Genomic DNA, 16380 nt, shown 5'->3' with positions numbered 1-16380 from the left:
TGCGACGCTGCCATTGCCCGCCAGGGTTGCACCGCCCTGTACTTGGACGGCACCATTACCCGTCGCGCTACCGCTCGCGTTGTTCACGGCCAGCGTGCCCGCGGCCACCGTGGTGCCACCGGTATAGGTGTTGGCGCCACTCAGGTCGAGCGTGCCGCTGCCCACCTTGACGACCGAACCACCGGCGCCGCTGATCGTGCCCGACACCGTCGTGCTGCTGTTCAGTGCACCCGTGGTCAGCGCCTTCGCGCCCAGCAGCACATCGCCCGCGCCGCCAAGAGCGCCAACATTCACGCCAGTGCTCGCCTGGTCGATGCGCACCTGCGCCCCAGCCTGGTTCAGCACCGTGGCCTTGGTGGCCGATGCATCGTCCGCGAAGGCCAGCACGCCGCCCGCGGCGTTGGTGATGGTCGACGTGCCCGCGCTCGCCTTGTCCTGGAAGCGCACCGTGCCCTGGTTGCCGATGGCCGTGGTGCCGGCATCGAAGCCGCCACCCAGTTGCAGCGTCGCACCCGAGGCCACGCTCGCCGCGCCGCCGCCGAGCGCGCCGGTCACATCGGTGAGCAAGGTACCCGCGTCGACGAACGTGCCGCCGGCATAGGCATTGGCCGCGCCGAGCCGCAAGCTGCCCACGCCGAGTTTGCGCAGGCTGCCCGCGCCGCTCACGCTGCCGTTGAGCGCCAGCGTGCGGGCCGCGTCGATGTCGAAGCGGTTGTTGCCCGCCCCCAGGCTCACCGCACGCGCACTGGCGGTGTCGCCCGTCACGCGCAAGGTCGTGCCTTCGAGCGCGAGGCCGCCCGCCGCGGCGCCGAGATTGGCATCCGAGGCGATCTGCAGGATGCCGCCCTTGATGGTCGTGCCGCCGCTGTAGCTGTTGCTGCCATCGAGCACCAGCGTGCCGAGGTCTTCCTTGACCAGGCCGCCCGCGCCGGTCAGCGAGGACGCGATGGTCGCGGCCATGCCGGCACCAGCCGCACTGCCGTCGCCCACGCGCACGGTGGTCGCCGCAGCGCCCAGCTCGATCGCGTCGCCCTGCACGCGGTAGCCGTTGGTGGCGAACTGCGCGCCGGCGATGCGCACCGTGCCGCCCGCATTGCTGACCGTCACGGTGCCAGCGCTGCCGCCGAACACAGCAAACTGGTCCTGCACCCAAGCCGCGTTGATCTTGCCGTCCGCACCGGTCCAGCCGTCGCCCGGCACGCCCACACGCCAGGTGCCGCTGCCGCCGGCCACCTGGCCATCGTTGTACTTGGTGCTGTCGCCACCGTCCCAGAAGTTCAGCGAAAGGCCTGCACGATTGACGAGATTGACCTGCTGCGCCACCGAGGTCTGCACCTGCAGGTCGGCTGCGGCACCCGGCGCGGTGCCGATGTCGAGGCCGTTGTCCGTCAGGCTGCCCGTGTAGCTGATGAGCCGGTACAGGCCCGCGCCGAAGCTGCCGCCCGCGGACTGCGCCACGTTGAGCGTGCCGTCCAGGCGCAGGTCGCCGTTGACGTTGACGAGGTCGTTGAGCGGGCCACCCACCGTGTTGGCCTGGCCCAGGTCGTAGTTCAGTACCGCGCCATTGGCCAGGCTCAGGCTGCCCAGCGTCAGCGTGCCCACGCCCCCATTGCCCGCCGACAGCACACCGCCCTTGGCGATGTTCACGGAACCGGCGATGCTGCCATTGCCGGCCAGCGTCGCACCGCCCTGGATCTGCACGGCGCCCGAGCCGGTCGCGCTACCGCTCGTGTTGTTGGCCGCGAGCGTGCCGCCCGCCACCGTGGTGCCACCGGTGTAGGTGTTGGCACCGCTGAGTTCGAGCGTGCCGCTGCCCACCTTCACGACCGAGCCACCGCTGCCGCCGATCGTGCCCGACACCGTCGTGCTGGTGTTCAGGCCGCCCGTGGTCAGCGCCTTCGCGCCGAGGAACACCTCACCCGCGCCTTCGAGCGAGCCGATGCCCACGCCCGCGTTGGTGAGGCTGCCGATGCGCAGCTGCCCACCCGCGTTGTTCACCACCGTCGCCTGGTCCGCGCTCGTGCGGTCCGCGAAGCTGATCACACCGCCGTTCTCGTTGACCAGGCGTGCCTGGCCCGCGCTCGCGTCGTCGAGCAGGTCGACGCGACCGCCCGCGAAGTTCGTGATCCGGGCCTTGCCGCCCTCCGCGTTGAACCACAGCGTGGTCGAGCCGCCCCGGTTCTCGATCACCGAATCGCCCGCGCTCGCGCTGTCGCGGAACTCGACCGAGGCGTCCTGGTTCGCCGTGATGGTCGCGTTGCCCGCCGAGCTGCTGTCGCGGAACGCGAGGAAGCCGCCGTTATCGGTCGGCGCACTGCCGCGCGCGGCCACCGTGATCGCGAGCTTGCCCGCGTCGGCCGTGTTGGCGAAGGCCAGCGAGGCATTGCCCGCCACCGATACCGCTCCCGTGCCCAGCGCGTCCGTGACCAGGGCCTCGACCGAGCCCGCGGCCACATCGGTGCCGCCGACGTATGCATTGGCCGCGCCGAGCTGCAGGGTGCCGGCGCCGGTCTTGCGCAGGCTGCCCGCGCCGCTGACCGTGCCGTTCAACGCGACGGTCTTGTCGATGTCGAAGCTGTTGACGCCCGTGCCCAGGCTCACGGCACGCTTGCTCGCGGTGTCGCCGGTCACATGCAGCGTGGTGCCTTCGAGTGCGAGGCCGCCCGCGGCCGCACCGAGGTTCGCATCCGATGCGATCTGCAGGATGCCGCCCCTGATGGTGGTGCCGCCGCTGTAGCTGCTGCTGCCATCGAGCACCAGCGTGCCGAGGTCTTCCTTGACCAGGCCGCCCGTGCCGGTCAGCGACGACGCAATGGTCGCGGTCATGCCCGTACCGGCCGCACTGCCGTCGCCCACACGCACGGTCGTCGCGGCATTGCCCAGCTCGATCGCGTCGCCCTGCACGCGGTAGCCGTTGGTCGCGAACTGCGCACCGGTGATGCGCACGATGCCCTTGTCGTCGTTGACGTCGACGGTGCCGGCGCTGCCGCCGAACACCGCGAACTGCCCCTGCACCCAGGCCGCGTTGATCTTGCCGTCGGCACCGGTCCAGCCATCGCCCGGCACGCCCACGCGCCAGGTGCCGGAACCACCGGCCACCTGGCCGTCGTTGTACTTGCTGTTGTCGCCGCCATCCCAGAAGTTCAGCGACAGGCCCGCGCGATTGACCAGGTTGACCTGTTGGGCCACCGAGGTCTGCACCTGCAGATCGGCCTTGGCGCTCGGCGCCGTACCGATGTCGAGACCGTTGTCGGTCAGGCCACCGGTGTAGTTCATCAGCCGGTAGATGCCCGCGCCGAACTTGCCGCCAGCTGTCTCGCTCACATTGAGCGTTCCGTCGAGCTGCAGGTTGCCGTTGACGTTGACGAGGTCGTTAAGGGCACCGCCGGCAACACCGGCCTGGCCCAGGTCGTAGTTGAGCACCGCGCCATCGGCCAGGCTCAGGCTGCCAACCGTCAGCGTGCCCGCACCGCCATTGCCCGCGGAAAGCACACCGCCCTTGGCAACGTTCACCGCACCCGCGATGCTGCCCGTGCCCGCGAGCGTGGCACCCGACTGCACCAGCACCGCACCCGCACCGGTCGCGCTCCCGCTGGCGTTGTTAGCGCTCAGCGTGCCACCCGTCACCGTCGTGCCACCGGTGTAGCTGTTGGCACCGGTGAGCATCAGCGTTCCGCTGCCCACCTTGACCACCGAACCGCCCGCGCCGCTGATCGTTCCCGATACCGTCGTGCTGGTGTTCAGTCCACCGGTGGTCAGTGCCTTCGCGCCCAGCAGCACGTTGCCCGCGCCATCGAGTGCGCCGACGTTCACGCCCGTGGTCGCCTGGTCGATGCGCAGTTGCGCGCCGGCCTGGTTCAGCACCTTGGCCTTGGTGGCCGAGGCGTCGTCCGCGAAGGCCAGAACGCCGCCCGCGGCATTCGTGATGGTCGACGTTCCCGCGCTTGCCTTGTCCTGGAAGCGAACGGCTCCCTGGTTGCCGATCGCGGTGGTGCCGGCGTCGAAGCCGCCATCCAGTTGCAGCGTGGCACCCGAAGCCACGCTCGCCGCGCCGCTGCCGAGTGAACCGGTCACACCGGTGGCCAGCGTGCCGACGTCGACGAAGGTGCCGCCCGCGTAGTTGTTGGCCGCCCCGAGCCGCAAGGTGCCCGCGCCGATCTTGCGCAGGCTGCCCGCGCCGCTGATCGTGCCGTTCAGCGCGACGGTCTTGTCGATGTCGAGGCTGTTGCTGCCCGCGCCCAGGCTCACGGTGCGCGTGCCGGCGGTGTCGCCCGTCACATGCAGCGTGGTGCCTTCGAGCGCGAGCCCGCCCGTGGCCGCGCCGAGATTCGCATCCGATGCGATCTGCAGGATGCCGCCCTTGATGGTGGTTCCGCCCGCATAGCTGTTGCTGCCGCCGAGCACCAGCGTGCCCAGGTCTTCCTTGACCAGGCCGCCCGCGCCGCTCAGTGAAGACGCGATGGTCGCGGTCATGCCAGCACCGGCGTTCGTGCCATCGCCCACGCGCACGGTGGTGGCCGCGCCGCCGAGTTCGATCGCATCGCCCTGCAGCCGGTAGCCACTGGTGGCGAACTGCGCGCCGGTGATGCGCACCGTGCCGTTGCCATCGTCCACGTCGACGGTGCCCGCGACGCCGCCGAACACCGCGAACTGGTTCTGTGCCCAGGCCGCGTTGATCTTGCCGTCCGCACCGGTCCAGCCATCGCCCGGCACGCCCACGCGCCAGGTGCCCGAGCCACCGGCGATCTGGCCGTCGTTGTATTTGCTCGCGTCGCTGCCGTCCCAGAAATTCAGGGACAGGCCCGCGCGATTGACCAGGTTGACCTGCTGCGCCACCGAAGTCTGCACCTGCAGGTCGGCCGCCACGCCAGGCGTCGTGCCGATGTCGAGACCGTTGTCGGTCAGGCCACCCGTGTAGTTGATGAGCCGGTAGATGCCCGCGCCAAAGACGCCGCCCTTCGACTGCGCCACATTGAGCGTGCCATCGAGCTGCAGGTTGCCGTTGACGTTGACCAGGTCGTTGAGCGCTCCGCCGGCCACGCCGGCCTGTCCCAGGTCGTAGTCGAGCACCGCGCCGCTGGCGAGGCTCAGGCTGCCCAGCGTCAGCGTGCCAGCGCCGCCATTGCCAGCCGACAGCACACCGCCCTTGGCGATGTTGACCGCGCCCGAGATGCTGCCCGTGCCCGCGAGCGTCGCACCCGACTGCACCTGCACCGCACCCGTGCCCGTCGCGCTGCCGCTCGCGTTGTTCGCGGCGAGCGTGCCGCCCGCCACCGTCGTGCCGCCGGTGTAGGTATTGCCGCCCGTGAGCGTCAATGTCCCGCTGCCGACCTTGACGACCGAACCGCCCGCGCCGCTGATCGTGCCCGACAGCGTCGTACTGGTATTGAGCCCGCCGGTAGTCAGCGCCTTCGCGCCCAGCAACACGTTGCCCGCGCCATCGAGTGCGCCAACGTTCACGCCCGTGGTCGCCTGGTCGATGCGCAGTTGCGCGCCCGCCTGGTTGAGCACCGTGGCCTTGTCGGCCGAGGCGTTGCCCGCGAAGGCCAGCACGCCGCCCTTGGCATTGGTGATGGTCGAGGTGCCCGCGTTCGCCTTGTCCTGGAAGCGCACGGTGCCCTGGTTGCCGATCGCTGTGGTGCCGGCGTCGAATGCGCCATCCAGTTGCAGCGTGGCACCCGAGGCCACGCTCGCCGCGCCACTGCCGAGTGAGCCGGCCACGCCGGTAGCCAACGTACCCACGTCGACGAAAGTGCCGCCCGCGTAGTTGTTGGCCGCGCCGAGCCGCAAGGTGCCCGTGCCGATCTTGCGCAGGCTGCCCGCGCCGCTCACTGCCCCGTTGAGCGCCAGCGTGCGAGCCGCGTCGATGTCGAAGCTGTTGCTGCCTGCGCCCAGGCTCACGGTGCGGGTGCCGGCGGTGTCGCCGGTCACATGCAGGGTCGAACCTTCGAGCGATAGGCCACCCGTGGCTGCGCCAAGGTTGGCATCCGATGCGATCTGCAGGATGCCGCCCTTGACGGTGGTGCCGCCCGCATAGCTGCTGGTGCCATCCAGCACCAGCGTGCCGAGGTCTTCCTTCACCAATCCACCCGCGCCAGTCAGCGAAGACGCGATGGTCGCGGTCATGCCGGCACCCGCATTCGTGCCGTCGCCCACGCGCACGGTGGTGGCCGCGCTGCCGAGCTCGATCGCATCGCCCTGCACGCGGTAGCCATTGGTGGCGAACTGCGCACCGGTGATGCGCACGGTGCCATTGGCATCGTCCACGTCGACGGTGCCAGCGACGCCGCCGAACACCGCGAACTGGTTCTGCGCCCAGGCCGCGTTGATCTTGCCGTCCGCACCGGTCCAGCCATCGCCCGGTATACCCACGCGCCAGGAGCCGCTGCCGCCGGCCACCTGGCCGTCGTTGTACTTGCTGTTGTCGCCGCCATCCCAGAAGTTCAGCGACAGGCCCGCGCGATTGACCAGGTTGACCTGCTGGGCCACCGAGGTCTGCACCTGCAGGTCGGCCGTCGCGCCCGGTGCCGTGCCGATGTCGAGACCGTTGTCGGTCAGGCCACCCGTGTAGTTCATCAGCCGATAGATGCCAGCGCCGAACTTGCCGCCAGCGGTCTCGGCCACATTGAGCGTGCCATCGAGCTGCAGGTTGCCGTTGACGTTGACGAGGTCGTTGAGCGCACCGCCGGCAACACCGGCCTGACCCAGGTCGTAGTTGAGCACCGCGCCGTCGGACAGGCTCAGGCTGCCAACCGTCAGCGTTCCCGCACCGCCATTGCCCGCGGACAGCACGCCACCCTTCGCGATGTTCACCGCGCCCGCGATGCTGCCGGTGCCCGCGAGCGTGGCACCCGACTGCACCTTCACCGCACCCGTGCCCGTCGCACTGCCGCTCGCGTTGTTCGCGGCCAGCGTGCCGCCCGCCACCGTCGTGCCGCCGGTGTAGGTGTTGGCACCGCTCAGCGCGAGCGTTCCGCTGCCCACCTTGATGACAGAGCCGCCCGCGCCACTGACCGTGCCCGACAGCGTCGTGCTGGTGTTGAGACCGCCGGTGGTCAGCACCTTCGCGCCCAGCAGCACGTTGCCCGCGCCACCCAGGGCGCCGATGTTCACACCGGTACTTGCCTGGTCGATGCGCACCTGCGCGCCCGCCTGATTCAGCACCGTGGCCTTGTTGGCCGACGCGTCGTCCGCGAAGGCCAGCACGCCACCCTTGGCATTGGTGATCGTCGAGGTACCCGCGTTCGTCTTGTCCTGGAAGCGCACCGTGCCCTGGTTGCCGATGGCCGTGCTGCCGGCGTTGAAGCCGCCATCCAGTTGCAACGTGGCACCCGAAGCCACGCTCGCCGCACCGCTGCCGAGGGCGCCCGTGACGCCGGTGGCCAATGTGCCCGCGTCGACGAAGGTGCCGCCCACGTAGTTGTTGGCCGCGCCGAGCCGCAAGGTGCCCGCGCCGATCTTGCGCAGGCTGCCCGCGCCGCTGATCGTGCCGTTCAGCGCGACGGTCTTGTCGATGTCGAAGCCGTTGCTGCCCGCGCCCAGACTCACCGTACGCGCACTGGCGGTGTCGCCCGTCACGTGCAGCGTGGTGCCTTCGAGCGCGAGCCCTCCCGCGGCCGCACCGAGGTTCGCGTCCGAAGCGATCTGCAGGATGCCGCCCTTGATAGTGGTTCCGCCCGCGTAGCTGTTCGTGCCGCTCAGCACCAGCGTGCCCAGGTCTTCCTTGACCAGGCCGCCCGCGCCGGTCAGCGAGGACGCGATGGTCGCGGTCATGCCCGCGCCCGCCGCACTGCCGTCGCCCACGCGCACGGTCGTGGCCGCGCTGCCGAGGTCGATCGCGTCGCCCTGCACGCGGTAGCCATTGGTCGCGAACTGCGCACCCGTGATGCGCACCGTGCCGTTGCCATCGTCGACATCGACGGTGCCCGCGACACCGCCGAACACCGCGAACTGGTTCTGCGCCCAGGCCGCATTGATCTTGCCGTCCGCACCCGTCCAGCTGTCGCCCGGCACGCCCACGCGCCAGGTACCCGAGCCGCCGGCGATCTGGCCGTCGTTGTACTTGCTCGCGTCGCTGCCGTCCCAGAAGTTCAGCGACAGGCCCGAGCGGTTCACGAGGTTGACCTGCTGGGCCACCGAGGTCTGCACCTGCAGATCCGTTTTGGAACCCGGCGTCGTACCGATATCCAGGCCGTTGTCGGTCAACCCACCCGTGTAGTTGATGAGCCTGTAGATACCCGCGCCGAACACCCCGCCCTTCGACTGCGCCACGTTGAGCGTGCCGTCGAGCTGCAGGTTGCCGTTGACATTGACCAGGTCGTTGAGTGCCCCACCGGCCACGCCGGCCTGCCCCAGGTCATAGTTGAGCACCGCGCCATTGGCGAGGCTCAGGCTGCCAACCGTCAGCGTTCCCGCACCGCCATTGCCCGCGGACAGCACACCACCCTTCGCGATGTTCACCGCGCCCGCGATGCTGCCCGTGCCCGCGAGCGTCGCACCCGACTGCACCTGCACCGCACCCGTGCCCGTCGCACTGCCGCTCGCGTTGTTCGCGGCCAGCGTGCCGCCCGCCACCGTCGTGCCGCCGGTGTAGGTGTTGGCACCGCTGAGCGAGAGCGTGCCGCTGCCCACCTTGACGATCGAACCACCGGTGCCCGAACCGGGCTGCGCGAAGACGCTGCCCTTGTCGCTCACGACGCCCGAGATCGTGTCGCCCGCGTTCAGCCCGCCGAGCGTGAGCTGCGTGGCACCGAGCACGACCCCGCCCGCGCCCGACAGCGAACCGAGTTCGACGCCGGCCTTCGAGGTCAGGACCGAGACGTCGACCACGCCGCCCGCGGCGTTGGTCAGGGTCGACTTCGCGCCGCTCGCGCTGTCGAAGAACGCCACCAGGCCGCCGGAGGCGTTGGCGATCTTCGCGCTGCCGGCCGTGGCGGCCCCGGCGAAGGCCAGCAGGCCCTTGTCGCCGTTGGAGATCGTCGCCGTTCCCGCGCTGGAGGCGCCGACGAAGCGGATCACGCCGCCCGCGTTGGCGAGGGTCGCGTTGCCGGCGCTGGCGCTGGTGCCGAATTGCAGTTCGTTCGTCGTCGCTGACTGCCAGCCCTTGCCGTTGACCACGATGTTCGCGGCGGCCGCCGTCGCGGTCTGCCCGAACAGGAGCATGTTGCCGTCGTCGCTCGACCCCGCCCGGCCGACCGTGTAGCTGTTGCTGCCGCCGCTGGCCGATCCGCGCAGCGTCAGCGAGGTGTCGTTGCCCTGCTGCAGCACCGCGCCGCTGCCGAGCGCGCCGCTGGCGGTGGTGGTGATGGCCGCGCCGTCGCGCAGCACCGTGCCGCCGCTGTAGCTGCCGGCCTGCGCCAGGCTCAGCGTGCCGCCCTTGCCGGTAACCGTGAGCGCGCCCTTGCCGCTGACCGCGCCGCCGATGCCGAAGCTGTTGCTGCCCAGGTCGACGGTGCCGCCGCCCGTGCCCAGCGCCAACGCGCGCGTGCTCACGAAGTTCGCGGCGCCCGCGCCGATGCGCAGCGTGCCGCCGTCGAGGCCGAGGCCCGTTCCGGCCTTGCCGAGGTTGGCGTCGGCCGTGATCTGCAGGATGCCGCCCTTGACCGTGGTGCCGCCCGCATAGCTGTTGACGCCGCCGAGCACCAGCGTGCCCAGGTCGTCCTTCACGAGGCCGCCGGTGCCCGTGATCGCCGCGTCGATGGTCGCGCTCATGCCCGCGCCCGCGGCGGTGCCATCGCCGACGCGGATGACCGAGCCCGCCGTGTTCATCGTGAGCGCATCGCCGCCGATGGTGTAGCCGTCGACCGCGAACTGCGCGCCGCCCAGGCGCACCGCGCCGCCCACGCCCTTGTTGTCGACCGTGACGGTGCCGGCCTTGCCGCTGAAGATCGCGAAGCCGTCCTGCACCCAGGTGCCGTTGGCCAGCCCGTTGGCGTCGGTCCAGTAGTCGCCCGGGCCGCCAGCGCGCCAGGTGCCCGAGCCGCCGGCAATCTTGCCGTCGTTGACGTTGGCGGCGTTGCCGCCGTCCCAGAGGTTGAGCACCAGCCCGTCGGTGTTCAGCAGGTTGACCTGGTTGGCCACCGAGGTCTGCAACCAGAGCTTGCTCGCATCGGTGGGCGCCGTGCCGATCACCAGCCCGTTGTCGGTCAACGTGCCGGTGTAGTTGATGAGGCGGTACAGCCCCGCGCCGAACTTGCCGCCCGCGGTCTCGCTCACGTTGAGCGTGCCGTCGAGCCGCAGGTTGCCGTTGACGTTGATCAGGTCGTTGAGCGATCCGCCCGCCACGCCGGCCTGGCCCAGCTGGTAGTTCAGCACCGACCCCGCATTGAGGGCCAGGCCGCCCACGGTCAGCGTGCCCGCGCCGTTGCCGGGGTTCACCGCGCCGCCGTTCGCCACGGTGACCGTGCCCGCGATGGTTCCCGTGCCGGCCAGCGTCGCGCCCGACTGCACCTGCACCGCGCCCGTGCCGGTGGCGCTGCCGCTCTTGTTGGTCACGCTCAGCGTGCCCGCGGCCACCGTCGTGCCGCCGGTGTAGGTGTTGGCGCCGCTCAGCGTGAGCGTGCCGGCGCCGACCTTGACGATCGAGCCGCCGGTGCCCGATCCCGGCTGCGCGAAGACGCTGCCCTTGTCGCTGACGACACCCGAGAGCGTGTCGTTGCCGCCAAAACCTCCCACCGTGAGACGCGTGGCACCGAGCACCACCGCGCCCGAGCCCGAGAGCGAGCCGAGTTCGACGCCGGTCTTGGCGGTCGAGCCCGAGACATCGACCGTGCCCGTCGACTTGACGACGGTGCCCGTGGTGCCGGTCGCAGTGTCGGCGAACTGCAGCATGCCGCCCTGGTTGTCGATCGCCGCCTTGGCCGCCGAGGACGCGCCGATGAAGGACAGCAGGCTGTTGGCGCCGTTGGTGATCGTCGCGCTGCCCGCGCTCGACTTCGCCGCGAAGACGACCGCGGCGCCCTTGTTGTTGATGGTGGCATTGGCGCCGACGGCGCCGTCGAGGAACTGCAGCGAGTTCCGGTCCGGGTCCTGCCAGCCCGCGCCGAACAGCGCGATCTTCGCCGCGGCGGCGGTCGCGTTCTGCGCGAAGGCCAGCGTGTTGTTGCCGGAGACGCCGGCCGTGCCGACGATGTAGTTGTTGGAGCCGGCGCCGCCGCCGGTGGAGAAGACCAGCGAGGTGTCGCTGTCGACCTGCCGCACGTCGCCGCTGCCCAGCGCGCCGGCGGCAAAGGCCGTGATGCTGGCGCCGCCGCGCAGCGAGGTGCCACCCGCGAAGCTGTTGGCCTTGGAGAGCAGCAGCGTGCCACCCTTGCCGGTGACCGTGAGCGCGCCCTTGCCGCTGAGCACGCCATCGACCTCGTAGGCGTTGTTCGCCAGGTCCAGCGTGCCGCCGCCCGTGCCGAGCGCGATATCGCGCGCGGTGCCCAGCGGACCCGAGCCCGCGGCGATGGCCAGCGTGCCGCCGTCGAGCGCGAGATCGCCGGCCGCGGCACCGAGGTTGGCATCGGAGGAGATCCGCAGCACGCCGGCCTTCACCGTGGTGCCGCCCGCATAGCTGTTCTTGCCGCTGAGCACCAGCGTGCCGCCATCGTCCTTCACCAGGCCGCCGGCACCGCCGATCGCGGCGGCGATGGTGGCGCTCATGCCCGTGCTCGCCGCGGTGCCGTCGCCCACGCGCACCACGGTGGCGGGCGCATCGATGGCGAGCGCGCTGCCGTTCACCGTGTAGCCGCTGACCGCGAACTGCGCGCCGCCCATGCGCACCGCGCCGCCGGGGCCGGTGTTGTCGACCGTGACGGTGCCGGGCGCGCCCGCGAAGATCGCGAAGCCGCCCTGCTGCCAGCTCGCATTGAGCTTGCCGTCGACGCCGGTCCAGTTGGTCGACGGGCCGCCCGCGCGCCAGGTTCCGCTGCCGCCGCTGACCTTGCCGTCGTTGATGTTGGCGCTGCCCGTGCCGTCCCACATGTTGAGCGCGAGGCCGCTGGCGTTCAGCAGGTTGACCTGGTTCGCGATCGAGGTCTGCACCTGCAGGTTGGCGGCGCTCGTGGGCGCGGTGCCGATGTCCAGGCCGTTGTCGGTCAGCGTGCCGGTGTAGTTGATGAGGCGGTACAGTCCCGCGCCGAACTTGCCGCCGGCCGTCTGCGCCACGTTGAGCGTGCCGTCGAGCTGCAGGTTGCCGTTGACGTTGATCAGGTCGTTGAGCGAACCGCCCGCCACGCCGGCCTGGCCCAGGTCGTAGTTCAGCACCGCGCCGCTGGCCAGGTTCAGCCCCCCGAGCGTCAGCGTGCCGGCCCCCCCATTGCCGGCCGACAGCACGCCGCCCTTGGCCACGCTCACCGTGCCCGTGATGCTGCCCGTGCCCGCGAGCGTGGCGCCCGATTGCACCTGCACCGCGCCCGTGCCCGTGGCGCTGCCGCTCGCGTTGTTCGCGGCCAGCGTGCCGGCCGTCACCGTGGTGCCGCCGGTGTAGGTATTGGCGCCCGTCAGCGCGAGCGTGCCCGTGCCGACCTTGACCACCGCGCCGCCCGTGCCCGCGCCCGGCTGCGCGAAGGCGCTGCCCTTGTCGCTCACGATGCCCGAGATCGTGCCGCTGGCGTTCAGGCCACCCAGCGTGAGCCGCGTGGCGCCCAGCACCACGTTGCCCGCGCCCGAGAGCGCGCCGAGCGAGAGGCCGGTCTTGGCGGTCACGCCCGAGACGTCGACCACGCCGCCCGCGGCGTTGGTCAGCGTCGCGTTCGCGCCCGTCGAACTCTCGGCGAAGTAGACCGTGCCGCCCTTCGCGTTGGCGATCTTCGCGCTGCCGGCCGTGGCGGTATCGGCGAAGCTCACGAGGCTGTTGGCGCCGTTCGAGATCGTGGCGCTGCCCGCGCTCGCGCTCTGCTGGAAGGAGACCGCGCCGCCCAGGTTGCCGATGGTGGAGGTGCCGGCATTGGAGGTGTCGCCGAACTGCACGGTGTTCGCCGTGGCCGATTGGCCGCCGCTGCCGTTCACGTCGATGTCCGCGCTGCCGGCCGTCGCGTTCTGCGCGAAGACCAGTCGGTTGTCGCTGTCGGACGTGCCCGCGCGCCCGACGGTGTAGCTGTTGGCGCCGGCGCTGGCCGCGTTGAACAGCGTCACCCGCGAGCCGCTGCCCTGTTGCCGCACCGGGCCACTGCCAAAGGCACCGCTCACGCCGGCGGTCACGCCCGCGGCGCCCTGAACCACGGTGCCGCCCTTGTAACTGCTGGCCACCGCCAGGTTCAGCACGCCACCCTTGCCGGTGACGCTCAGCGCGCCATTGCCACTGATGGCACCGCCGAAGCCCCAGGTCGAATTGCCGAGGTCGATGCTGCCGCCGCCCGCGCCCAGCGCCAGCGCGCGCGCGCTGGCGAGCGACCCGCTGCCGGTCGCGATGCGCAGCGTGCCGCCGTCGAGCGCGAGGCCCTTGCCGGCCGCGCCGAGGTTGTTGTCGGCCGAGAACTGCAGGATGCCGCCCTTGACCGTGGTGCCGCCCGTGTAGCTGTTCTTGCCGCTGACGATCAGCACGCCGCCGTCGTCCTTGACCAGCCCGCCGGTGCCGCCGATCGCGGCCGCGATGGTCGCGGTCATGCCCGCGCTCGCGGCCGTGCCGTCGCCCACGCGCACCACGGTGTTCGCCGCGTTGATGGTGAGCGGGTCGCCGTTGATCGTGTAGCCGTCGACCGCGAACTGCGCGCCGCCGATGCGCACCGCGCCGCCCGCGCCGTTGTTGGCGACCGTGACGGTGCCGGCCTTGCCGCTGAACACCGCGAAGCCGTCCTGCACCCAGGTGCCGTTGGCCAGGCCGTTGGCATCGGTCCAGTTGTCGCCGGGCGAACCGGCGCGCCAGGTGCCGCTGCCGCCCTCGACCTGGCCGTTGTTGAAGGCCGCGGCATTGCTGCCGTCCCACAGGTTGAGCGTGAGCCCGCCGGTATTGACCAGGTTGACCTGGTTGGCCGTATTCGTCTGCAGCGTGAGGTAGCTCAGCGGGGTCGGCGCGCTGCCGATCGTCATCGCATTGGCGGTGAGCGTTCCCGTGTAGTTGATGAGCCGGTAGATGCCGGCGCTGAAGCTGCCGCCGGCCGACTGGGCGAGGTTGAGGGTGCCCGCCAGCGAGAGATTGCCGTTGACGGTCAGCAGGTCGTTGAACGCACCGCCGACCACGCCCGCCTTGCCGAGCTGCATCTCGAGCGTCGAGCCCGCGGCGAGCGTGAGCGCGCCGGTGGTCAGCGCGCCCACGCCGCCGTTGCCGACCGACAGGCGCGCACCGAGCGCCACGTTCACGGGACCGGCGATCGCGCCGCTGCCCATGAGCGTGGCGCCCGTCTGCACCTGCACCGCGCCCGTGCCCGTGGCGCTGCCGCTCGCGTTGTTGATGCTCAAGGTGCCCGCGGTCACCGTGGTGCCGCCGGTGTAGGTGCTCGCGCCGCCCAGCGTGAGCGTGGCGGTGCCCTGCTTCACGATGCTGCCGGCGCCCGAGATCTGCCCATTGAGCGTGAGGCTCGGCCCGGAGATCGCCAGCGAGTTCGACTTGCCGATGGCGAAGGCATTGCCCAGCGTCAGCGCCGCGTTGCCCGACAGCGCCGTGTCGCCCTCGATCGACACCGCGCCCGTACCCAGCGCGGTGTTGCTGCCGAGCACGACCGTGTTGTCGGCGAAGCTCGTGCCGCCCGCATAGCTGTTCGCGCCGAGCAGCGAGACCTTGCCGCCGATGCCGCGCAGGTCGAGCGAACCCGCGCCCGACACCGTGCCGTTGAAGCTCACCGCGCCCGGCGTCTGCACGCTGAGCACGCCGGCACCGGTGCTGGTGCTCAGGCCGACCGCGTTGAGCGCGAGCGCGCCCGGACTCATGAGCGTGACGGCTCCGCCGATGTCGAGCGCGGCACCGCCGATCGCCTTCGCGCTCGCGGCCAGCAGCGAGCCGGCGTTGGCCGTGAAGCTGCCGGTGAAGGCGCTGTTGTTGCCGCTCAGCGTGAGCGTGCCGCTGCCGCTCTTGATCAGCGTGCCGTCGCCGCTGAAGTCGCTCGCGATCGTGGTGCTGGTGCCGTCGGCCATGCGCAGCGAAGAGCCCGCGGCGAGCGCGATCTTGCTGCCCGCCACGCCCGACAGGTTGCCCACGGCGGCGTTGCCCGAATCGGTGTGCAGCAGCGTGCCCGCGGCGGCCAGGCTCAGCGTGGTGCCGGCGCCGAAGGTGCCGCCCGAGGCGAAGCCCAGCGCGCCCGCGTTGACCGTCGCGGTGCGCGGTGCCATCGAGCGGTTGATCACCCAGTCGCCGCTGTCCTCCTTGAACAGGTCGCCGCCGAAGGTGGTGGTGCCCGTGGCCGCCTGCGAATAGATCTGCGTGCCCGCGCCCGCCAGCGTCAGCGTCGATCCGGTCTTGGAGCCGATGCTGAGGTCGCCCACGATCCGGCTGCCCACGCGCAAGGTGACCCGTTGCACCAGCCCGCCGTCGAAGATGGCGCTGCCTTGCAGCAGGCCGCCGTTGTCGAGCGTGAGCGAGGTCGCTTGGCCGTAGATGCTGGCGGCGGGACCCGAGATGGTGGAGCCCAGCGTATTGGTGATGCTCGCGCTGCCGCCGCCGAAACCCAGCCCGAGGTAGTTGCCCGTGCTGGTGATGCGGCTGTTGCCGGTGTTGACGATGGTGCCGCCGCCGTAGATCAGCGCGCCCGCGAGGCCCTCGATGATGCCGCCGTTCGAATTGGTCAGCGTGACCGGCCCGCCCGTCACCTGGATCGCGCGGTCGGTGCTGCGGATGATGCCGCCGTTGTTGTTGATGACCGCGTTGCCGCCGAGCACCACGCCCGACGTGCCGCTGATGGTGCCGGTGTTGTTGACCGTGATGTTGGCGCCCGTGTAGATGCCCCAGGTGCCGTCGCCGAGCTTGGCGATCTCGCCGCTGTTGTTGATCGTGCCGCCGTTCGAAACGCCGACCCAGCCCGGCGTGGTACCCGTGCAGGTGAGCACGTTGCCCGCGAGCGTGCAGACCGCCGAGGCCGTTCCGCTGAGCAGGAAGAGCGGCACGCCCAGCAGCGGCGCCACCAGGCTCGCGCTGGCCAGCGCACGCCGGCCACCGCTGCGCTTGCCGCGCGCGCGCGCCGTCTCGCAGACGGCCACCCAGGCTCCGAGCGCTGCGTTCCAGATGGTTTTGTAGACGACGTTCATCGGCGGTTCTCCATGGGCCGCGCATGCAAGGCGTCGCGGCGGAAATCGGGTCGGGCGCGGCAGGCGATGCATGAGGAAGCGGGCACGGTCGATGCAGCCGACGACCGCGGGTCGATGGCTGGCGTGCTGCTTTTCATGGGGTCTCCTCCTGCCATGCAAGCGCGAATGCGCATGGCGCGTGCGGCATCACTGCGTTGCCGCTTGGAGGGAAATTCTCAAAGG

2 protein-coding genes are annotated in these 16380 nt (G+C 71.0%); both read right to left on the bottom strand.

The genetic code is table 11. From position 1 onward, the window contains the following. A partial coding sequence (locus ACODT0_RS32200) for an autotransporter-associated beta strand repeat-containing protein (protein WP_489043138.1) occupies window positions 1-16158 on the bottom strand: 16158 nt, incomplete at its 3' end. Further along, complete coding sequence (locus tag ACODT0_RS32195) at window positions 16155-16295, bottom strand: hypothetical protein (protein ID WP_261216540.1); 141 nt, start codon at window positions 16293-16295, stop codon at window positions 16155-16157. The genes ACODT0_RS32195 and ACODT0_RS32200, both read right to left, overlap by 4 nt. Between the last annotated feature and the right edge of the window lie 85 nt (window positions 16296-16380).

This window comes from Variovorax sp. FG153, from assembly GCF_057809595.1.
This window is presented reverse-complemented; position numbering and strand designations above follow the sequence as displayed.

Coding starts and splice junctions, on each gene's coding strand:
- ACODT0_RS32195 (WP_261216540.1), bottom strand. CDS start 16,295: ATGAAAAGCAGCACGCCAGCCATCGACCCGCGGTCGTCGGCTGCATCG.